This window comes from Lysinibacillus sp. GW821-FHT14F06 (assembly GCF_058803665.1).
This window is the reverse complement of record NZ_JBXAPF010000012.1, coordinates 102,320-124,474: the sequence shown is the minus strand read 5'-3', so window position 1 is coordinate 124,474 and position 22,155 is coordinate 102,320. Positions and strand designations below refer to the sequence as shown.

Sequence of the window (22,155 nt, the reverse complement as noted above, 5' to 3'; positions counted from 1 at the left end):
CTATGCATAGATATTGCGAAGCGGCAACAAGGAACTAAAATGTGAAATTTAGTACCTCCTTTACAGATTGAAAATTATTAATCACTATATCTAAACGTTTTTATTGAAATTAATAATGTGAAAACAAGACATAGTAATAAAAGCAGTAAGGACTCTCCCCAAACGCCATAATTATTTTGAAATGCGCCTTGAATTCCTCTCAAAAACCATTCAAATGGATTTACCCTACTAATAAACTGTACAATACTCGGTGCCTTTTCCATTGTAAAAAATGCATTACTGCATAATAACATTGGCAACATCATGACATTTGCTGTCATACTTAAATGTCCTTCATTTTTTACAAGACTAGATACAAAAAAGCTTAAAAATACAAAAGCTAATGAAGCAATTAATATAACGGGTGTCATATAAAAAAGTGAACTGAAGGTAAAAGTTAGTTGATGAATTACTAAAGAAAATAAAAAAACGATGTAGGATAGGATAATGGCAATTAATGCCCATGAGCTTGAGACACTGACAATATATTTCCATAGAGGAAGTGGTGTCGCATGTAATAAATGATAAACTCCTCTCCTTCTTTGTGATAATGTAATAAATGCAGTCGTCATAAATGAGTAAAAAAATACACTTATAGCAACCATTCCCTCTGTATAATTCTCTGCTATGCTTGGTAAGAAAATTTTTAAAGCAAGGATAGCAGTACATGGCATAAATATAGACCAAAACAGTAAATACATATCTTTTATGCTGGATTTAAGATTCAAAAAGAAAATCGTTTTCATTCTCTCGCTCCTCACTTCGTTAATTCAAAAAATAAATCTTCTAAATGATGTGTTTGATATTTTTCCATTAAATGACTGATAGAACCATTTGCAATGATGTTCCCCTGATGCATCATTAAAATTCTATCAGCTACATTCATGACCTCCAACATATCATGAGACGAAAATAACACAGTAACACCTTGCTCTTTTAGTCCTTTAATGATTTGTTGAATTTCCTTTTGCCCTTTTGGATCTAATCCTGCAGAGGGCTCATCTAAAATGACTAGTTTTGGATTATGCAGGGTTGTCACGATAATCGCTAGTCTTTTTTGTTGCCCTAATGATAGTTTAATAGCCGATGTTTTTTTTACTTTCAATAAATCAAAGGTAGCCAGTTTTTCATCCATTGCATTACTGGAAAGTGAAACTCCGTAGAATGCGGCAAATAATTTGATATTATCCTCCACTGTGTAACCCTCAAAGAATGGGGTCGATTGGAGTTGGGTCCCTATCTCCTTTTTAAAATCAGATTTCCAATACTCTATTGTCCCACTATCTTGCGGCACAATACCAAGAAGCATGCTGATTGTAGTTGTTTTTCCGGCACCATTTGAGCCTATAAGTGCAACTATTTCACCTTCTTCAATATCAAAATTTATATGATTGACAACACAATTTGTTTTATAGCATTTTGTTAAATGATTTGTAGATATTAACTTTGTCATAAATTCTCTCCTTAATTAACATTGTATATTCAAAGTTGAATATATGGGTAATTTTTAACTCCCTCATTCGAGAGAGTTTTCTTTTTCCATAATATCAATAGCCTGTATGACAAATTTTAATTGAACATTTACAACTTCTAGCATATGATCAAACGCCAGTTGAGTTAATGCTGGTAGATCCCCTTGCATAGCAAGCTGTTTTGCCTCATACCCAGCTTGAATTGCCTTTTCTTCCTTTTCTAAAATCTTTTTATGCTTTTCTAAAGCCTCTACCGCTCTTGTTTTAGGAAGCTTAAATGCAAACGATATACCTGAATATAGAGTTGTTGGATACACTACAGAAGATTTTTCAAGAGCCTCAATAATTAATTCTTGCTCATATTCTTTTCCTTTGTCAGTAATTTGGTAGATTGCCTTTTGCCTATGACCTGTCGATTCAATACTAGCTACCTCTATATAACCATCTTTTTCAAGCTTTTTTAAAGCATTATAGATAGAGCCAATTAGCACTCCACCCCAACGCTCCGCATCACTCAATTCAAGCATTGTTTTAATATCATAGCCAGTCATAGGTTTTAGTCCTAACATTGCAAGTACTAATAATTTTGTCATAATAATCACCTTTTTATATTCAACGTTGAATAAGTTGAATATAACGATTTTTTATTTTTATGTCAATAGGCTTTTTTTAAAAGATGTCGCTGAAAAAGCTCGCCCCTAATGTAGGACATATCCAATGAAGTCTATAGCAATAATTTCTTGCTACAGTCTTTCTTTCGTAAAGATCTAAACCTCGCCATTAATTTAGAAACCTGCTATGGTTCGGTAAAGCGATTTGTTCGAATTCAGTAGCCAGCTTATGCAAATTTTTTGTAAGCTCTTCGCCCTTCATGGGTAACCCATGTCCTGTCACTGCAACTAAAGGCTTTAATGCCTCTAATTTTTTGATGGATTCCCAAGCAGCTGGCCAATCTGTCGTAAAATAGCGTGGAGGTCCACTTATTTCTTTTTTCTGTAATAAAACCTTATAGAGTGATTCCTGCTTTACCGTAACAAATGCATCCCCAGCAATCAATACTCGATCGGCCTCACGAAACAAGGAAATATGCCCTGGTGTATGTCCTGGCGTGTGAATCCAGCGAAAACCATACATAAATGGTACACTACCATCCAATGGAAGCTGCTGAATATGATCTCCTAAATTGATGGCTTCATTTGGAAAAATAGATGATATCTTTGCAATTAAGCCGCCATCCACGGTAGGATCTGCTTCTGGATAATTATCTTTCCCAGTTAGAAAAGGTAGTTCAAGAGCATGCGCATAGACTGGCATACCCCAATGATCAATTAAATCAATAATCGCACCAACATGATCAAAATGACCATGGGTTAAAATTAATGCTTTCGGTTGACAATTTGCACCAAATCTCTTCTCGGCAATAGCAATGATTTCATGAGCACTTTTTGGCATACCAGCATCAATTAAAACAAATTCCTGCTTATAAGGATCTCCATAAAGTGTAATATTAACAATTTGAATCGTTTGTTGATAAAGATCAGATAGAACTTCAATACCATCTCCACTCCATATAGAAGTTGCTGGTATATATTTATAATCCCCACCATAATTCATATCCTTTTGCATATTAAACCTACTTTCTTCATTGAATTGTATATCCTTATTTTCCCTTCCAACAGCAAAAATATTGCAAGAAATAACTGGATAAAATAAAACATCTACAAGTCCTTAGTGGATACTTCCACTAAAAATCGAGCAGATTTTAAAAAAGTTTTAACTGTTAATTATCATTTATGAATAGCTTCAAAGGTATCTACTTAGTTCTTCATCAATATTAACCTTATTTTTTTTCATCAGTATTAATCCCATCGTTTTTATTGTAATAATGATCTACCTAATAAATTACAATATTCTTAACATCTTCGTTCAAAAATTTTTTATTTAACAGGTATTTTATTAACTTCATTCAATATCTTACGTTAAAGAAGCTTTTTCGTTTGAGCATGAATCAATTACCATCTGGATTCCTCTTATTTTACATTTTCTTGTTATTTAACTAACGCACCTGATAGTTCAAAGAAAACAACTTAAATCTTTATCTTTCTCCCTATACTCCTATATCAATTGAAACGCAAACTTTAAACCTACAGGGATAGTTAACCAAAGCAGTGAGTTCTTCTGCAAAAAACTAAGAAATAAATAATGCAACTAAACCACTAGATATAATATTACCCATAACTAAAATTGATTTTGAACCTCCCCCTTCCTTTTGTGTTATTCACCAGTAGATTTACATATTATTCTTTAATAATATTCTATTTAAAATTCTTTTTGGATAAAATCTTCTTTTCCAACCAAATTTTTAAGCTTGGTCTTATATATATTTCTGCGTGAATATCATATTCATGTGACTGTATGTACAACATATTTTCAGCTGTGATGAAGTCAGCTACACTTTAAATATATCGTGTTAAAATAGACATAAAAAACTCTATATTTACATGATATACTAATTTTGTAAGTATCAATTGTAAAAAGAAAGAGGGATTTTATATGTCCAAAAACAAGCTATTTATTAAGGATGTTTCAGAAAAGGATGTAAAATTTTCCGTAATAATCCCCGCCCACAACGAAGAAAAGTATATAGGGGAATGCCTAGAATCAATTGCAAAGGCTTCACAACATTATAAAGATCAAGTTGAAGTGATCGTTGTACTAAATCGTTGTACCGATAGAACAGAGGAAATTGCTAAGTCATACAATTGTGTGACATTGGAAAATAACGATAAAAATTTATCCAAAATTAGAAATGCAGGAGCTGCACTAGCAAAAGGGGAAATCCTGATTACAATTGATGCTGATACTCGAATGACAGAACACTTGTTATCAGAAGTTGAAAAGCACTTAGCATCTAATCAATACATTGGTGGAGGTGTGAACGGAAATTTCGAAAGAATTTCCCTGGGAATAATTGTTTCAACTATGCTATTGATTGTACCTTTATTGTTTAAATATGGATTTATTTCTGTAGGGATTTTTTGGTGCTATAAAAAAGACTTTCAGGAAATTAAAGGTTTTAACGAAAAGATGCTTATGGCAGAAGATGCTGACTTTGCAAAGCGATTAAAACAATGGGGTAAGTTAAATGGGAAAAAATATGGGACAATTAAGAATGGAATGATCACTTCTTGCAGGCGATTTGACCATTATGGGGACTGGATTTTACTTAAACGACCTGGTATGATTTTAGCTTATCTAAGGGGCAATAATGATAAGGCTGCTAATGAAGCCTATTATGACGATCAAGCAAGATGATAGTAAAGTAAACTCAATTGCTTATATTAAAGACAATAAAACAGATAACTAAGTTGGGTTGTCTGTTTTTTTCTATGTACTTTTCATCCCAGATTCTCTAAAACGAAATATAAATTAGATCAATGCCTCAATCTTTTAGATTTTATCAAACGAGATGTCATTCCAGCGTTACTAGAAAAAGTGATAAACCCATTTGCCAATAAGCTTCCTTTAACTAAAGATGGGTGTTGTGAAGAAACCGTTCTTATTGGTAAAAAATAATTACTTTTTTATTGAAGTGAAATTTGTGGAAATATATCCCTATCCTGCTTATCACTATCCTAATCAAAAATAATAAAAATTTATACAAAAAGCCCAGGCTTATCAAGCTTATTGAGTACCTGGGCTTTGGTGTATAGTTGAGGAATGGTGCATCTTACCCCTTTGTGCAGAAGGGAAAAGTTGCACCTGAATTATTATATCAATTCAAGTATTGAGTCAGTATCCAACAAATGGTTTAAAAAGAAATTTAATCACATAGAATTGGATAATATACATTTTTAACTAATATTATCCAATTATTTAAAAATCTTTAATTACACTTACCTGCACCCGTTTCTTATTATGACTACTCCTAACTTAAAAATAGAAAAAATTAAGACCACCCCTTCGAAGTGATCTTTTATGGTTTATTTAAATTAAAGCCCTCATTATCCAAACGCCAAATTATTATAAATATTGGAGAATTAAATGATATAAAGCTATGGAAAGTCCTAAAATACTCGCTTTCATTTTAGATGGATGATTTCTTTTACTACGAAACAAGTACAAAAAGACTACTATAAATCCTAAGGGAATCCATAGCTGAAAGACCCCTTCTTTTGTACCGAAAGAAAAAATTGGAGTAATATAAGTACTAATTAGAAAGTAAAAGAAAATCGTAAAACGTCTTGTTTCTAATTGCTTGCTCCACCTTACTAAACAGAGAATAATAATGATTGCGATAATCGTAATATGTAAAGGAGGTAGAACGATAGTAACATCTCCAAATCCGAATTCCATTCTGCATTGTCCTCCTTTCATTATTATTATTTATCATTAAGATTTGTATTTTCCTTATGAAGTCATATTTTCTACTATAAATATCATTTTACCTTATTCCTACTTCACTACTCTGCACCGTTTTCTTGCTTAGTTATTGAAAAAACCTATTTTTTAAAAAGTTCTATGATTTTGTTCAAATTCTTCTCTTGTCATTCCGTAGCAAATACCATCATAATATGCACCTTTAGTGAAAATGTTTTTTCTTAGTTGCCCCTCTTTCATGAAACCTAACTTTTCATGTAGGCGTATGGATGGCTTATTGAAAGAGTAAACAGTTGCATTAACTTTTTGATATGTACGCTCTGAAAAGTAAAAGCGAAGTACCATAAGAATCATTTCTTTCGCATATCCCTTACCTCTGTATGGCTCAAATACCGCTAAATAATAATCAAAATTACCATTTTTTAAATCACAGTCAAATGTTTCGATTATTCCAACAATATTATTGTCTCTATCTACAGCAATAAAACGGAACTCATCATCTTCTTCAGAAAATTGTTCTGCTACCCACTCCTTCATCTTATCAACAGATCGAGGAAAATATATTGAATCCATATTTCGTAAAATTTCATCATCTAAAAAATCAAAAATAACAATGTCCTCTGGTTGTATCGCTCTTAGTGTAAGTTTTTGTCCTTTCCAAAAGCTAGCAGTCATTTAATATTCCTCCATTACTTTATAATAATTAAAATAAAAGTATTTATTGGTTTATATAACCATTTCTTTCTTACGTAATATGTTCATTAATAGTTTCATCAAAATTTTTTCATTACATTAAACTACTATTCCAATTATTTTCTATATTTTACTCAATAGACCTTATTTGCCCTACGCCAAATATTACTCTATTTATATATAGCACATTTCAATATTATGTTTGCAATAGTGAAAAAATAAAGGAAGCTAATAAAAATAATTTAATCCCAAAATTACTAAAAAATGATTTTTACAGTTGAGGAAATTAAGCTGTAATGAATGATTCTTAAATACAATAATTTCAAGCAAAAAAGCTAATCCCTTTTATGGTCGAAATTAGCTTGTGATGATTTTTTTAATTAAATGACCTTTTGTAAATTTCCCCTATTGTATCTCTAACAGTTTATTTATGTTAATACATCAAATTCTTACAATGAATCAATACTTAATAAATGACTGGGTCTCACAAAAAAGCCCCAGACTCAAAATTAATTGAGTTCAGGGCTTTATAAAATAAGGGAGTCAACAATTATAAACCATCAATGTGGTACCCAAGTCAAGGACAAACTAAAAAAAGAGATTAAGTAGCTAAGAAATGGTTTCTGTATTGCACAGGAGCCATCCTTTTTAGATTCCATTGATAACGATAATTATTGTAATAGACCATGTAGTGATTGATTTTGGCTTTTAGTTCCTCAAAGTGTCTTTTAAGGAGCTAAAGTCTACTTCGTCTTTAAAATGACCGAAAAACGATTCCTGTGGCGCATTGTCCCAACAGTTTCCTCGGCGTGACATCGATTGACCTAGGCCATGTTTTTTTAAGAGCGTTTGATAGCGTGGGCTTGTATAGTGAACCCCTTGATCTGAATGGATAAAGGCCTCTGGATGAAGCTGAATGCGCTTATTACTGATCAATTTTTCAATCGTTTCCGTAGCGATTTCGAACGTGATTCGGTCTGAGACATGGTACGCTAAAATTTCGTTCGTCGAGGCACCTTTTATCGTCGACAAATAAGCCATACACTTTCCGTTATATGGCACATAGCTGATGTCCGTTAATAATACTTTCCCAGGGATACCTTGCTTAAATTCACGATTTAATTTATTTGGCACAACACGATGTTCCTTCGTTGCTTTCGCCATTTGTTTATATGGATTCGGTTTACGATGTGGGCAGACAATCCCGTACTTGCGCATAATACGCTTCAGAAGGTACAACATCCGAAATAAGAAAACCGCAATCCAGGCGGAATAAAGGATTGTTGACCAAACATTTAATCAAATCCTTGATCGTTGGAATGCGTTCGACAATACGAATAAAGAGTGACTGTATCATCGCACCGTAATTTAATTCGCGTGGAGCGCTGCGTAACGATCTTTTTGAAAATAGCTGAAAAATGGGCTGCACATCATAAGTGGCGAAAATGGCATCAAAACAACGAGAACTTACAATTTTCAATAATTCTTGGATGTGTTTTACAATAGTCATAGGGCATTCACCTCGTTCAGTACGGTTTAGTTTGGTCGCTACCATTATACCGAATTTTGGGAGGTGCCCGTTTTTTATTGGTTTAGAACCCTTGAGATTTAAGTGATTAGAATTATGAGATTAACTAAAATAATAAATATTTGAAAGTACTGAATAAAATAGTTTAAAGATGAATCAATCATAAGTGATTCGCGACACTCTTAATAAAAACTATTGTAGAATCATAATACCTATGCACCAAAATGGAATTGGTAACAACAATTGTATAACTATACATATTGCACATATTTTTAAACTTTTCTGAGATATGGATTTATCTCTAACTAAATAATAGATATAAACAATAATATTTGATAAGGCGGCTATGATTGCTGCTCTCATATAAAGATCTAGGTCATCGCTGTAACCAAATAATGACCCAATGACTAATACTGAGAAATAAACAATTGTAAATAGTATACCTATAGTAATATTAAATATTGTATATACTTTCATAGCATCCTCCCCAAAACCTACTGTTCAAATTCATGAAGATGGAATTGTATAATTCCATGTGCATTGAAAGAATAGTCTAGAGCTTCTTCACCTGCATCTATTAAATCACCTAACTTGTTTATTTTTGGGAAATTTGATTCTTCCAAGGAAACTACTTTATTATTTTTTCTAGCTTTGTACAAGAATGGTTTCATTTCTTTACCATTCCATGTACCATTTAAACGTTTTCCCCCAATATATAATGGGTCATAACTTATTTGATAGTTAAGGATTTTATTATCATATTTGTTACTTGAAGCAATATCAAAGTCTACAGCACTTAAAAGTCTATTAAAGAATGGTGCAGCATTAAATGTTGCTGTACGTTGGTAAAGATTATTTTCATTTAATAACTTCCAAACTTTCTCTTTTTTTGTTAGCAATTTATTATCAAGCCATCCTTCATTGTCTGAATCTCCAATTAATCCTTCTGCTAAAGCATAGCCAATGAATTGTGCATTAAATCCACCTAATGAATGTCCTGTTACAAATAAATCACTTGTTGGATATTGATAAACAGCATTTACCGTTAAATCTACTGCATTATTTAGTTGATCATTGGTTGCTGCATCAAATAATTGCAAATCTATTAAAATATCACGTACTGATCCTTCTGTACCACGTTCTGCTACAACAATTGTATTCGTATCAACATGTTTGAATACACAAGACCAACACCTGTACGTAGACCATTTTCCTCAGAAGAAAATAAAAATCAAGTTAGTTAATGCATGGAAACCTTTGAAAGATGTTGACGACGGAACTTAATGCAAAAAAACTTTTCCCTTCCCCCAAAAAAATATAGCAAGAAAAAACTTGATAATAAAAATATGCTCGAATTTAGAGGTTATTCCTACTAAAATCGAGCATATTTCCCAAATTTTTTTTAACAGTTAATTATCACTTACGAATTGCTTCAAAAGTAACCAATCCACTTTCAATAGAAGGTTTCTTGTTATGGGTATAATCCGCTGAACACGTTATATTAGAAAAACCTATATTTTTTAATATTTGTTGAAATTCTTCAATTCCATACCATCGCAATGGGAATCTCTGTAGTTCTGTATCCATTAATTTACCATTTTTCCATTTTTCATATTTTAAAACGGTAAGAGTGGTTTGATTGCTCCAATCCATCTCAATGGATTTACTTTCTAACGCTATCCCCTCGATGTCTGATAGCTGATAATAGGAGGTAGTGATTTCTCCTGTACGCCAATGTAATGGCAGCAGCAAGTCCAATATAAGTCGCCCACCTGGAACCAGATGATGATAAATACATGTTAATGCATCCATTGCTTCCTTCGAATGCTCAATTAAACAAAATGATCCTGTTGGCATAACCACAGCTTCATACTTGGTATTCAATAAAAAATTGCTCAAATTACCTTCATAAAGCCTTGCCTTTAATCCTCTTTCTTCACATCGTTTTCGACAAGAGGCTAGCATCTCAGGTGAATAATCAATACCATCTACATCAAAGCCCTTCTCTAATAAAGGAACAAGGAAACGACCAGAACCTACTCCTGCTTCTAGAATCTTACCATTCGTTCCTGTTAATCGATGAAGATAATATTCAATATCCCCATTTATAGAATGCCCTACAGGTTTCGTTAAATCATAAAGCTCCGTGCTTATTGGACCATAATAACTATACATTTCAATTCCTCCGATATTATGCAGAAGAATCTAGTAAATTTTAGTTCTTCCACACCTCAAATTTGTTTGATGGTAAAAAAGAGCTGACTGTCATCTTAAATCCCTCGCTTTCAGTAAAATATAACAAAATTATACATTTTAATTCGTTATTAATCAATATCATATTTTAGAATATTTAGTTTATGCTCTTGATTTTACTTTCATTAAACTTCTATCAACTATTCGCTTCCATTTTCATTTACAATATTAGCACAAATTATCAAAAAATAAGGTTTAATTGTCGTTAATATTATACACAGAAAGGAGCTATGATATGGATTATTTTGAAAGAATACAAAAATCTATTGAATATATTGAGGAGCATCTACAAGATGAATTAATTATTACTGATATATCAGCAAAGGCTTATTTCTCTGCATTCCATTTTCAAAGAATTTTTCAAGCCATTACTGGTTTTTCAGTTCAGCAGTATAGTCGAAATAGGAGGTTATCTGAGGCAGCCATACTATTAGAAACTACCTCAAACAGTATATTAGACATTGCAATTGTCTTTCAATATAGCTCACAGGAGGCTTTTACGCGAGCTTTTGTCAATTACATTGGTGTGACACCTGCAAAATATCGTAAAGAAAAAAGTGTCGTCCCCCTTCAAAGTAAACTAAACTTTAAGGATTATAAAATAAAGGGAGATTTCATCATGAATAAGCCTGAAATGATTTATTTACAGAAAAAGCTTATTATTGGATATGAATACAATACAAGCTTGCAAGATGAAAAATATTTTACTGATATTCTTGGATTTTACATTAATTTTGGAAAAAATCTATATTATGAGCGAATTCCACATAAACTTGCCCCAAATTTTGCTTATGGGATATCCACCAACTTTCATGATAATGGACAATTTTCCTTTATTATTGGCGAAGAAGTAACGAGTAGCACCGAGTCATTGGACAATGGCTTTGTCCAATTTGAAATTCCTGAGGGAAAATATGCGGTATTCACTATGAATGGAACTGCAGAGTCAATTCAAAATACAAGACGTTATATTTACGGAGTTTGGCTACCAAATTCTAATTATGAAAGAAATGAAGGTCCTGATTTTGAAATAACAGATGTAGTCAATTCAGCTTATCCAAACGATATGAAAATGAAAATTTACATTCCAATTAAAGCGTAACTAAGGAGAGAACATCATGAATATAACAAAGGTATTTGAGGAATTTCCAATATTAAGCTCAACAAGGCTAGAGCTAAAAAAAATTGAGGATCGCCATTTACAGGAGCTATTTGACCTTTATGATAACGATAAAGTATTTGAGTTTTGCGGAATTATTCCAAAGCACAATCTTCAAACTGTCGGTAAAATGATTGGTCATTTTGATAGAGACTATCAGAAGAAAAGCAGAGTAAAATGGGGTATTTTCCAAAATTCCCAGAATGATACATTGGTAGGCATTATTGAAGCAATGGATTTTAATCAGAAAGTAGATATGGTAACAATCGGCTACTATTTAGCTGAGGCGTATTGGGGTACAGGCATTGCCACTGAAGCTGTAAACATACTTGTAAAATTTTTATTTGAGGAGGCTGCAATAAATCGAATACAGGCTGAAGTGATGCCACTTAATGAACCGTCGAAAAAGGTACTACTAAAAAATGGCTTCCTCAAAGAAGGGCTATTAAGACAGGCTTCACTATGGTCTGGCAAAGGTATTGTGGATTTAGAAATATACGGCTATCTTAAAGAGGAATATAATGCCTGCAAATAATCTCTGACAGACTAGAGCACTATGTGGTTCTAGTCTTTTTTTATTAATAAAGCTATATTCAACTTTTTAGTTAAAATCTCAAATGAACAGTGTATCAGTTCCACTGTGCTTTTAAGAACTGGTGCCAACAGCAAGGGCTATGCTTGTCATCTTTTATAACGACTTGATCCTGGAGTATTAATAGATATTTTTCTTGCTAAAGGTGGTAATTTTTTTAATGTTTACTTCTTGTATTTTGATTATCCAAGTAGTTGTTCGTATTTCCTTCAAATAAGGGCAGCCGCTATGCCTATTATTATAGATTGTGAAAGAATTGAGGCTATTAACAAAATTTAAGGTAAGTTGTTGAATAAAAAAGCACTGGGCTGTTTCAAAATTGGGAGTAGCCTTTTTAGTGTATGGTGCCTTATGATAACAGTAAATATATTTAAATTAGATATTGCCACTTTTTGATTGTAGACAGTAAAGTGTGAAATCAAAAAGATCATCTATGTACCTGCTTGCAATTCTACGAATGGAGGTCTATTAAATGGAACCAAATACTCCAAATCAAATTGTTACACAAATTGGTCTAACACTAAAAAAACTACGCAAGGATAGACAGTTAAACCTTCAGGAATTAGCAGAATTAACAGGTGTTAGTAAACTTACTCTTGGAAATATTGAACGTGGAGAAACCAATCCTACACTTGGTGTGCTTTGGAAAATTTCAACAGGACTATCACTTCCCCTGATGTCCTTATTTTCAACTGCAAGTAATGTCACGTTATCACAGGCAGGAAAAGGCCTGCGTATTGTTGGAGAGCAAAAAAATTGGGTGATTGAGCCTATATTTCAAACAACTATTAATGGCGTCGAAATGTATCGTGCATATTTACAGCCCCATAGTATCTACCAGCCAGAAAAACATCATTCTGATACAACTGAAATCGTTTCGGTCATGACTGGAACTATTACGATGCAAGTTAACGAGAATTTGTATATATTAAATCAATACGATTCTATCAACTTTAAAGCAGATGGTATTCATACCTATATCAATAACTCAGACAGCATAGCCGTTTTGCATATTGTTCTAAAATACGGTATTTAACCAATTGAGCTCGGATTTTTTCGAGCTAGCTTGTGCTTGTAAAAACCCCTATTCAAAATCTGAGACATCCATCAGAGGCTTTAGGTCAACAGATGTTTTTTGCGCGAAAGCGTAGTGCTAACATAGCGTCAGTAGCACGATGTTGGTCACTCAGATGTTTTCACAGGATGTAAAGATCTCGAACAGGAAAAAACTATCTATAGAGATTGGAGTATTCTGTATTTGACGCTGCACTTTCGCATAGTAACATTTTGCTGAATCTAGATAAAAAAATGAACCAGTTATTCTCAGTCTATAGAGAATAACTGGTTTTAAGTTAATTAATTATTTATTATTAATCCAGCTGATTAACACTCTATCAAAAGTTTCTGGTTCTTCATACATTGGATTGTGACCACTCTTTTCAAAAATAACCTTTTTGACATTTTTGTATAGCCCATCTATTGAATCCCAAAGTGAAACAGGAGCAACTAAGTAATCGTATCTACCTAATCCTACAAGAACAGGTTTTTCTACATCAGCCAATAAGTGAATCAAATTGCGTTCAGCAAAGGCTACTCCCCAAAGATAATCAATGATTTGCATATTTGTATAGACACCTTCCCACATATCTGTAGCATCAAATGTGTAATCATAGAAACTATGTGCCCCCATGCGAAGACACATATGTACAAAGCGTCTTTCAGGGTCATTACGAATATCATCTTCTAAAAATGCAATATCATGCTCAAATTGTCTTTTTCGCTCAGTATCTGCTGTCTCGTTAAAATAAGAAAAGCTTTGCTGTTGCCTTTCTTGACTATTTGTCGGTGCAGAATTCAAGAGTATAACCTTGTCTATATAATGAGGATATTTTTTAGCATAGGCTAAGGCCATAAATGCATGTCCAGAATGTCCTAAAATAATGAAATTCTCTAGCTTGAGAAATTGTCTTGTAGCCTCAATATCTTCTACAATTTTATCTAATGTATAATCCTCTTGTTTTAGTTCTCCAGGTGATTTCACAAATCCTCGGTGATCTAAAAAGTAGAATTGAAAATGTTTATAGAGATTTTCAGAGAATAAGCGAGGGTAATATACACTACTGCCAATTACCACTATTTGTTTCCCTTGTCCCTTTACACAATATGTTAAATCAAAGCCTTCACAATTGATGTTATTCATACTAATAGTCCTCTTTTCTAATTTTTTTAGAAGAGCTATCATGAAACTCTTCCTTCTATCACTCCCTTTCCATTTTACATTCCCGTGTCTTTTCCATTGAACGTTCAAGCATTCATGTTCACCTCAAGCATATTTTATAACTATTATACACATTTGATTATGACAAGCTATAATAGAATTTAAGATTTTTACAATAAAATGAAGAGGCTAGAAAATGGATAAATAATTAAAACACATAATATCTCTGAGAGAAAATGGGCATTTAGAAGAAGCTAATCGACTCATAATAGCTCTCATTAAAGAAAAACCTGAAAATGGGTTGTATCATTATCATTGTGCATGGACTTATGATTCATTAGGAAAGGAAAAAGAAGCTGTCCCTCATTATGAAACAGCCATACAATTAGGGCTGGGCCATGAAGATTTAGAGGGTGCTTATTTAGGACTATGAAGTACCTATCGTACATTAGGTCAATATGAACAATCAAGGCAAATTTTAGAACAAGCTATAAATGATTTTCCAGATGCGGAGCATTTAAAGATTTTCTATGCTATGACGCTCTATAACTTGAAGGATCATTCAAAATCAATGGAAATACTATTAAATACTCTCTTAACCACTTCGAGTCATGAAGGTGTAAATGCATACAGCAAAGCCATTAAGTTTTATAGTGATAAACTTGATCAAATCTGGGAGTAATCAATAATACATAAAAGATCAGGTCCCAATATGTAAACCTGATTTTTTTCTAATTAGTTCGCAATATTTGTCTTTCTTGATAAAATAGCTACAAATAAAAATGAAATTATACCACTCAGGAAAAACAAATAACTTAATGGTATTAAAAAGAAATTTCTTTCCACAATTGTTCCATCTGCCATTAATTCATCTCCAATCAGTCCCTTTGTAACTAAACATAAAATCCCTAAACAAATTGGCAATGTAGTAAATAAATATTTTTTCATCCTTTATCCTCCGTTGAGCTTTTGCTTCTTTATCAAATAGTAAACCAAAATTGAAATCTGTTTTTAACACTTGCTATTGATATAGTAACTGCACTTACATTCTAAGTCAATATTTTTTTATCGAAAAACAATAAATAAATATTGTATTTCCCCTTTCCTTTAATCCATAAATTCGCATGATAAAATAAGAACGTGCATTCCCCCTCTTTTAAGTATTTTTACGTGAATTGATTTTTTGTATTTAATTTGTATGGTGCGAGTGTAAACATGGAAATTTAATAATTATAGTGTCGGATAATCTGTAGTATAGATAAAAAATACGGCTGCTAATTAAAGCAACCGTCGGTGTAATAAAATTCACTTTTTTCTGATTGAAGTTACAATTAAATCTATATTGCCTTAGAAGCTTGTTGAATTAGTGCGGCTACCATTTTATCCATCTGTGCAAATCGGTCATCCTTAGTTTGACCATTTACATAGCGGTAGTAAATTTGCTGACAAATAACAGCTAGTTTAAAGTAAGCAAATGTAATGTAATAATCAATAGCTGAGACATCACGTCCACTTTTCTCTGCATAGCGCTGTATAAATTCTTGGCGTGTATAAAAGCCTGGCAAAATTGTTACTGGTGGCTCTCCAAGTGCGTATAATAGCATTTTTGGATCATCCGCATGCATCCAGTAGCTCATTGCCACACCTAAATCAGCTAATGGGTCCCCTACTGTCGTCATTTCCCAATCAAAAAGTCCAATCATTTCCGTAAAATCATTGGAAAACATAGCATTATTCAGCTTATAATCATAATGAATAATCGTAGCCTCACTATTAGTAGGAATATGGTCCTTTAACCATGTTGTCAGCGCTTCAACCTCAGCATGCTGTGCTGTTTTCGCTTTGTCATAGCGTTCAATCCAGCCCAGTACCTGCCGCTCCATAAATCCTTCTGGCTTGACTATATCCTTAAGCATCGTATCCTGATATGGAATAGCATGAAGAGCTACAAGGGAATCAACCATTTTTTCAGATATCTGGCGTGCTAGTTGCTCGCTATGCTCAATACCTTTAGGAAAATCTGTATCAAGCACAATGCCCTTCTTTCGTTCCATTATGAAGAAATCACTGCCGATAATATCTCGGTCTTCAATATAAACAAATGGTTTCGGTACAGCAGCTAAAAATGGATGCAAGGCAGATAAAATCGTAAATTCACGTTTCATGTCATGCGCTTTTTTGGCGACTGGTCCATGTGGAGGTCGACGAAGAACGGCTTCAAAATCACCTACTTTTAGACAATAGGTCAAATTTGAATGTCCTGCACTAAATTGTGAAATTTCGAGAATTCCTTCTGGTAAATCTGGAAATTGACTTTTTAAAAATAACTGTAATTTCACTTCATCAAGACGTTCATTTGCCCTTACCTGTATCGTATCCATCAAAACCCTCCCCTTAAATAATTGAGCTCATGCCACCATCTACAACAATAACATCACCTGTTACATAATCTGAGGCAGCCGCCGCTAAAAATAACGCGACTCCCTTTAAATCATTCTCAGAGCCTAAACGCTTTAATGGTGTGGCCCCCATTAAATACTCTTGTCCACGTTCAATTAAAACGTTAGACATTTTTGTTGGGAAGAATCCTGGTGCAATCGCATTGACATTAACACCATATGGCCCCCATTTTACGGCCAAATCCTTTGTAAAGGTAATAACCGCTCCTTTACTTGCGTTATAACCGATTGTATCCATAAAATCTGGTAATGTACCACCTAGCCCTGCAATTGAGGCGATATTAATAATTTTGCCACTTTTTTGTTCCAGCATTTTTTTGCCAACTGCTTGACTCATTAAAAATGTACCGTTTACATTAACATCAAATACTTTTTGCCAAGCCTCATATGGCATTTCAACAGCAGGAGTACCCCAAGATGCTCCACTATTATTTACTAAAATATCAATACCGCCGAATGTTTCGATAGTTTTTGATACCACATTCGCTACATCATCTGATTTTGTTACATCGCAGGCAAGAGCTAATGTTTGTACACCTAATTTCGCTAGTTCTGCTGCTATCTCTTCACATGCCTCTACTTTTCGTGCGCACAGCACTACATTGGCACCAGCCTCTGCAAAGCCTTGTGCTATCTGGGCTCCCAGTCCACGTCCTCCGCCTGTTACGATGGCTGTCTTTCCCTTCAAACTAAATAAGTCAAGTACCGTCATTTCACCAGCTCCTCTAGTTTTTTAGCATGTTTTTTCAGCTCCAATTTAGCAATTGTATTGCGATGCACCTCATCCGGTCCATCTGCTAAACGCAATGTGCGAGAATTGGCCCACTGTGCAGCGAGCGTCGTATCAGGTCCAACCCCAGCAGCACCAAATGCCTGAATCGCTCGGTCAATAACTCTTAAAGCCATATTAGGAGCAACCACTTTAATCATGGCAATTTCTGCTTTCGCTTCTTTATTACCTACTGTATCCATCATATATGCTGCTTTTAGCGTTAACAATCTTGCCTGCTCGATATCAATGCGAGACTCCGCTATCCGCTCACGCATCACACCTTGATCTGCAAGTGGTCGATGAAAGGCTCGTCGCTCTTGCACACGTATACACATTTCCTCTAATGCTCGATCAGCAGCCCCAATAAGTCTCATACAATGATGGATTCGACCAGGACCTAATCTTCCTTGTGCAATAGCAAACCCCTTACCCTCCCCCCACAATATATTGTTCACAGGTACGCGAACATTCGTGAACGTTACCTCACCGTGTCCCTCCGGTGCATGGTCATAACCAAAAGCCGTTAACATGCGCTCTATTTTTACTCCAGGTGTGTCCATAGGGACGAGAATCATTGACTGTTGCTCATGGATTGGTGCTGTAGTGTCTTTATGTTTTCCCATAAATATAGCGACTTTACAACGAGGATCTCCAGCCCCTGTTGTCCACCACTTATGCCCATTTAAGATATAAAAATCCCCATCACGTTCAATGCTAGCTTCAATATTGGTCGCATCGCTTGACGCTACGGCTGGTTCTGTCATTGCAAAGCAGGAACGTATTTCTCCACGTAATAATGGTTCTAGCCACTCTTTTTTCTGCTGCTCTGAGCCATAGCGCACAAGCACCTCCATATTTCCTGTATCAGGTGCATTACAGTTAAAAACCTCTGGTGCAAGTAAAGAGCGTCCCATAATTTCACATAAAGGCGCATACTCTAAATTTGTTAAACCTGCCCCATATTCACTATCCGGCAAGAATAAATTCCATAAGCCCGCATCCTTTGCCTTTTGCTTTAGCTCCTCCATTATTGGTGGAATTGCCCCCCAACGATCCTCCATTGCATCTACCTGTGCTGCATATACTGCCTCATTTGGATAAATGTATTGCTCCATAAAATTAGTCAGCTTCCCCTGTAACTCTACTACCTTCTTGCTATAAGAAAAATTCATAGAAAATCCCCCTTTGTTTGAGCAAAAAATGAATGAATGTTCATTTTATTTCTTACATTAAATGTTACCGCTATATTTCCTGTAAATCAATCATCTATTTTAGAAAAACTTGAATGATAGAGAAAATTTGGTCATTAAACAGCATTTTAGAAATGTAGGAAATTTTCAATTCAAAAACATTATTTTCAGTGATTAGGGTTCAAAAAATTGCACAATATTTGCTAATAAGTGACGAATAGCAAGCGGTAAATGACGATTTTTTAAAGATACTAAATAGACATTGCGCCGTAAATTCGGACCATCAATTTCTTTTTGTACAATAGTTTTTGCAGTAGGGCCTTGTAAATAATTTTCTGGTAAGATTGTAATCCCTAAATTTTCTCGAACAAGCGATACAGCCGTTTCAAAGCGTTCAATTTCATATTGAATATTCATTTTTAAGCCCACCTGCTCAAATGCACTTAAAATATCAAGCCTCGTTTGAAATCCTTCTGTACTAATGATAAATGGTTCATTACATAGATCAGCAATCGTCAGTCGATCCTTTTCTGCTAATGGATGATTTAACGGCAAAACAGCAACAAGACGCTCTTCATATAAGCTTTGAACTTCTAGCTCTTCATCATCCATCCGCTGATTAGTAATAATTACATGTGTTTTATAGCCTTTTAGTGATTTTTTAACCCGCTTACTGCCTAAAATATCTACTAAATGAATCGTCATTTGTGGATAGTTACTTTTATATTGTGCAATAACTTTTGGAAGCCAATGCTTGATGGATTCCATCACACCTATCGTCACTTCACTTGTACCATGTACAATCACTTCATCCATTTCTATTTTTAAAACTTCCATATTTTTTAATATCACTTTTGCTCGTTCATATAAAAGCTCACCAGCTTCTGTTAGTTGAAGGTTTCTTGTATTTCTATTCAATAATGGTGAGCCAATCTCGTGCTCTAATTTCTTGATGGCATTGCTTAAGGAAGGCTGCGAAATATGCAATTTTTCTGCTGCCTTTGAAAAATTCATTTGTTCTGTTACAGAAATAAAATATTGTAATTGTTTTAAATCCAACATAAAATCACTCCTATTTATAGTTAAAAGCTATAGATTAATAATAATTATATATTAGTAATTATAATTATGTGAATATATAATAAATTTACAACATTATTTACACTACAATAATATTGGAAATGGGGTTAAGAGGGTTATGTATGCAATGACAGATCAAAAACAATGGGAAGGTCGTATAGATTCCACTACTAATACGAGTAGTTTTCGTTTGCATCAAAAAGTAAAAAGAATTCCAATTAATGATGTAAGCGCTTCAGATTATCAGCATGCTGCTATTGTTGGCTTTATTTGTGATGAGGGTGTACGTCGCAACCAAGGTCGTGTAGGTGCAGCAAGTGGACCAAACGCTTTACGTGCAGCATTAGCTAGCCTTCCTTGGACTTTCACCGAGGAACAACGAGTAATTGATGTAGGCAATATTCTATGCCTAAATCATGCATTAGAAGATGCACAAAATGAGCTTGGCGGAATTGTTCAAACAATACTCACAAAAAAATGTCAATGTGTAGTGCTTGGTGGTGGGCATGAAACATTATATGGCCACTATTTAGGTGTTCGTGCAGCACTGCCAAGGGATGCAAAAATCGGCATCATCAATATCGATGCTCATTTTGACTTACGGTCTTATGATGAACAGCCATCGTCTGGTACCATGTTCCGTCAAATTCTAGAGCAGGATCCATATACTGATTATTTTGTCCTTGGAATTCAGCGCTATGGCAATACAAATGAGCTATTTGAAAAAGCAGATGAATTACATGTGAAGTATATATTAGAAGAAAATATGACAGCTGAAAATAACGTGCAAATTCTCAATGATCTTCAGCACTACATGGATAATCATGATTATGTGCTGTTAACGCTATGTATGGATGTGCTAAATGCTGCATTTGCACCAGGTGTAAGTGCACCTTCTCCGTTTGGGCTGGACACAATAACGGTACGTAACATACTACAAAAGGTAACATCACATCCAAAGACACATTCTTTTGATATTTGTGAAGTAAATCCTTCTCTTGATGAGAATGGACGCACAGTTAAATTAGGTGCTTATTTTGTCTATGAAGCACTAAATAACTTACTGAAGGGGCAAGGTTCATGATCGAATTTAATCAAATTACAACAATCTTTTTAGCAGCTGCCCTATTAGGATTAGGCAGCTGGCTAATAAGTAGAATAAGCTTTTTAAAACGTTTTTGTATTCCAGCACCAGTTGTTGGCGGCTTATTATTTGCCGCATTAGCAACTATTTTAAAGACAACAGGTACCTTAGAAATTTCTCTTGATACATCTTTACAAAGTCTATTTATGATTACCTTCTTCACAACAATTGGCTTAGGAGCAAGCTTTAAACTAGTGAAGCTAGGCGGTAAATTACTCATTATCTACTGGCTAGCGTGTGGCTTCCTTGCACTTATGCAAAATGTGATTGGTGTTTCACTTGCATCACTCATGGGCATTCATCCATTAATCGGTATGATGGCTGGAGCTGTTTCCATGGAAGGTGGGCATGGAGCAGCAGCAGCATTTGGACAAACATTAGAAGACTTAGGTATTTCTTCTGCCATGACAATTGGTGCAGCAGCAGCTACATGTGGATTAGTCGCTGGTGGCTTAATTGGTGGTCCTATTGTGAAGTACTTAGTTGGTAAGTATAATTTAACACCTGATGAACAAGAAACTGAGGAAATAGACTACGAAAATAAACAAGAGCAAATTACATCGGATTCATTCTTTACACAGGTAATAATCATTACGTTCTGTATGGCTGTTGGTACGTATGTTGGAACATTGTTCTCAGAGGCGACAGGCTTTGTATTACCGGGCTATGTAGGTGCTATGTTTGTTGCTGTGATTGTACGTAATATTATGGATAAGATAAAACCAGCAGCGATCAATATGAAAAGCATTTCTTTAATCGGTGATGTGACATTAGGTATTTTCCTTTCAATGGCACTTATGAGCATTAAATTATGGGAAATTGCAGATTTAGCACTTCCACTATTCATTATTGTGTTCGCACAAGTCTTCTTTATCGTTGTATTTAGTATCTTTGTATTATTTAAATTACTTGGAAAAAATTATGATGCGGCGGTTATGGTTGCAGGCTTTGCAGGTCATGGTTTAGGAGCAACACCAAATGCAATGGCCAATATGTCAGCTGTTGCCCAACGCTTCGGTCCTTCTAAAAAAGCATTTCTTGTTGTACCAATAGTAGGGGCATTTTTAATCGACGTCTTTGGTATACCAATTATTATTACAACGATTAATTTATTTAAATAATGAAAAAGCCGTGCAGTCTATATTTGATAGATTGCACGGCTCTTTTATTGAGCTT

General features: G+C 34.3%; 21 protein-coding genes and 2 pseudogenes. 7 read left to right on the top strand and 16 right to left on the bottom strand.

Annotated features, from left to right (window positions below):
* Positions 1 to 77 precede the first annotated feature (77 nt).
* The 4 genes from AC1RNS_RS13080 to AC1RNS_RS13065 all read right to left on the bottom strand — a co-directional run bounded on the left by AC1RNS_RS13080 (position 78) and on the right by AC1RNS_RS13065 (position 3,137).
* Complete coding sequence (locus AC1RNS_RS13080; protein WP_492993215.1) at positions 78 to 785, bottom strand: ABC transporter permease; 708 nt, start codon at positions 783 to 785, stop codon at positions 78 to 80.
* Between the two features lie 11 nt (positions 786 to 796).
* On the bottom strand, positions 797 to 1,492 hold the full coding sequence (locus tag AC1RNS_RS13075; protein ID WP_492993214.1) for an ABC transporter ATP-binding protein: 696 nt from the start codon (positions 1,490 to 1,492) through the stop codon (positions 797 to 799).
* Between the two features lie 63 nt (positions 1,493 to 1,555).
* The gene (locus AC1RNS_RS13070; RefSeq protein WP_492993212.1) at positions 1,556 to 2,104 is read right to left on the bottom strand and encodes a PadR family transcriptional regulator; all 549 of its coding nucleotides are present in this window, start codon (positions 2,102 to 2,104) and stop codon (positions 1,556 to 1,558) included.
* A gap of 187 nt (positions 2,105 to 2,291) precedes the next feature.
* On the bottom strand, positions 2,292 to 3,137 hold the full coding sequence (locus AC1RNS_RS13065) for an MBL fold metallo-hydrolase (RefSeq protein WP_492993210.1): 846 nt from the start codon (positions 3,135 to 3,137) through the stop codon (positions 2,292 to 2,294).
* Positions 3,138 to 4,064: 927 nt separating this feature from the next.
* Between AC1RNS_RS13065 and AC1RNS_RS13060 the strand changes: the two genes are divergently transcribed.
* Entirely contained in the window at positions 4,065 to 4,826 is a 762-nt protein-coding gene (locus AC1RNS_RS13060; RefSeq protein WP_492993208.1) for a glycosyltransferase, read from the top strand.
* A gap of 708 nt (positions 4,827 to 5,534) precedes the next feature.
* Here AC1RNS_RS13060 and AC1RNS_RS13055 read toward each other — a convergent pair.
* The 6 genes and pseudogenes from AC1RNS_RS13055 to AC1RNS_RS13030 all read right to left on the bottom strand — a co-directional run bounded on the left by AC1RNS_RS13055 (position 5,535) and on the right by AC1RNS_RS13030 (position 10,287).
* Positions 5,535 to 5,867 (bottom strand): hypothetical protein, encoded by a 333-nt coding sequence (locus tag AC1RNS_RS13055; protein ID WP_492993206.1) that lies wholly within the window; start codon positions 5,865 to 5,867, stop codon positions 5,535 to 5,537.
* Positions 5,868 to 6,020: 153 nt separating this feature from the next.
* Positions 6,021 to 6,566 carry a GNAT family N-acetyltransferase gene (locus tag AC1RNS_RS13050; RefSeq protein ID WP_492993204.1) on the bottom strand — a complete coding sequence of 182 codons (546 nt, stop codon included), beginning with the start codon at positions 6,564 to 6,566 and terminating at the stop codon, positions 6,021 to 6,023.
* A gap of 619 nt (positions 6,567 to 7,185) precedes the next feature.
* Positions 7,186 to 7,814: pseudogene (locus AC1RNS_RS13045) on the bottom strand (IS3 family transposase); the annotation flags it as partial.
* Positions 7,768 to 8,094 carry a transposase gene (locus AC1RNS_RS13040; protein ID WP_492993203.1) on the bottom strand — a complete coding sequence of 109 codons (327 nt, stop codon included), beginning with the start codon at positions 8,092 to 8,094 and terminating at the stop codon, positions 7,768 to 7,770. The pseudogene AC1RNS_RS13045 and the gene AC1RNS_RS13040, both read right to left, overlap by 47 nt.
* A 512-nt stretch (positions 8,095 to 8,606) precedes the next feature.
* A complete protein-coding gene (locus AC1RNS_RS13035; protein ID WP_492993202.1) occupies positions 8,607 to 9,212 on the bottom strand; it encodes a hypothetical protein in 606 nt (201 codons plus the stop codon).
* 316 nt (positions 9,213 to 9,528) lie between these two features.
* Complete coding sequence (locus AC1RNS_RS13030) at positions 9,529 to 10,287, bottom strand: class I SAM-dependent methyltransferase (protein WP_492993201.1); 759 nt, start codon at positions 10,285 to 10,287, stop codon at positions 9,529 to 9,531.
* Positions 10,288 to 10,600: 313 nt separating this feature from the next.
* Between AC1RNS_RS13030 and AC1RNS_RS13025 the strand changes: the two genes are divergently transcribed.
* The 3 genes from AC1RNS_RS13025 (at position 10,601) to AC1RNS_RS13015 (ending at position 13,152) form a co-directional block, all read left to right on the top strand.
* The gene (locus AC1RNS_RS13025) at positions 10,601 to 11,467 is read left to right on the top strand and encodes an AraC family transcriptional regulator (RefSeq protein WP_492993200.1); all 867 of its coding nucleotides are present in this window, start codon (positions 10,601 to 10,603) and stop codon (positions 11,465 to 11,467) included.
* A 16-nt stretch (positions 11,468 to 11,483) separates the two neighbouring features.
* On the top strand, positions 11,484 to 12,059 hold the full coding sequence (locus tag AC1RNS_RS13020) for a GNAT family N-acetyltransferase (protein WP_492993198.1): 576 nt from the start codon (positions 11,484 to 11,486) through the stop codon (positions 12,057 to 12,059).
* Between the two features lie 529 nt (positions 12,060 to 12,588).
* Positions 12,589 to 13,152: a helix-turn-helix domain-containing protein gene (locus AC1RNS_RS13015; protein WP_492993196.1), complete on the top strand. Its 564-nt coding sequence runs from the start codon at positions 12,589 to 12,591 to the stop codon at positions 13,150 to 13,152.
* Positions 13,153 to 13,476: 324 nt separating this feature from the next.
* On the opposite strand, the gene AC1RNS_RS13010 is transcribed toward AC1RNS_RS13015, so the two are convergent.
* A complete protein-coding gene (locus AC1RNS_RS13010) occupies positions 13,477 to 14,316 on the bottom strand; it encodes an alpha/beta hydrolase (protein WP_492993194.1) in 840 nt (279 codons plus the stop codon).
* Positions 14,317 to 14,551: 235 nt separating this feature from the next.
* Between AC1RNS_RS13010 and AC1RNS_RS13005 the strand changes: the two are divergent.
* Positions 14,552 to 15,016: pseudogene (locus tag AC1RNS_RS13005) on the top strand (tetratricopeptide repeat protein).
* A 53-nt stretch (positions 15,017 to 15,069) separates the two neighbouring features.
* On the opposite strand, the gene AC1RNS_RS13000 reads toward AC1RNS_RS13005, so the two are convergent.
* The 5 genes from AC1RNS_RS13000 to AC1RNS_RS12980 all read right to left on the bottom strand — a co-directional run bounded on the left by AC1RNS_RS13000 (position 15,070) and on the right by AC1RNS_RS12980 (position 19,814).
* Positions 15,070 to 15,282, bottom strand: a complete 213-nt coding sequence (locus tag AC1RNS_RS13000) for a DUF3955 domain-containing protein (protein ID WP_492993192.1) — start codon at positions 15,280 to 15,282, stop codon at positions 15,070 to 15,072.
* A gap of 389 nt (positions 15,283 to 15,671) precedes the next feature.
* Positions 15,672 to 16,715, bottom strand: coding sequence for a phosphotransferase family protein (locus AC1RNS_RS12995; RefSeq protein WP_492993190.1), 1,044 nt, complete (start codon positions 16,713 to 16,715; stop codon positions 15,672 to 15,674).
* Positions 16,716 to 16,728: 13 nt separating this feature from the next.
* Positions 16,729 to 17,505, bottom strand: a complete 777-nt coding sequence (locus AC1RNS_RS12990; protein WP_492993188.1) for an SDR family oxidoreductase — start codon at positions 17,503 to 17,505, stop codon at positions 16,729 to 16,731.
* Positions 17,502 to 18,737, bottom strand: a complete 1,236-nt coding sequence (locus AC1RNS_RS12985) for an acyl-CoA dehydrogenase family protein (protein ID WP_492993187.1) — start codon at positions 18,735 to 18,737, stop codon at positions 17,502 to 17,504. The genes AC1RNS_RS12990 and AC1RNS_RS12985 overlap by 4 nt, the downstream gene beginning before the upstream one ends.
* Positions 18,738 to 18,929: 192 nt before the next feature.
* The gene (locus AC1RNS_RS12980; protein WP_492993228.1) at positions 18,930 to 19,814 is read right to left on the bottom strand and encodes a LysR family transcriptional regulator; all 885 of its coding nucleotides are present in this window, start codon (positions 19,812 to 19,814) and stop codon (positions 18,930 to 18,932) included.
* 139 nt (positions 19,815 to 19,953) lie between these two features.
* Here AC1RNS_RS12980 and hutG point away from each other — a divergent pair, with 139 nt between their 5' ends.
* A complete protein-coding gene (hutG, locus tag AC1RNS_RS12975) occupies positions 19,954 to 20,919 on the top strand; it encodes a formimidoylglutamase (RefSeq protein WP_492993185.1) in 966 nt (321 codons plus the stop codon).
* The gene (gene gltS / locus AC1RNS_RS12970) at positions 20,916 to 22,100 is read left to right on the top strand and encodes a sodium/glutamate symporter (protein WP_492993184.1); all 1,185 of its coding nucleotides are present in this window, start codon (positions 20,916 to 20,918) and stop codon (positions 22,098 to 22,100) included. The genes hutG and gltS overlap by 4 nt, the downstream gene beginning before the upstream one ends.
* Positions 22,101 to 22,155: the final 55 nt, after the last annotated feature.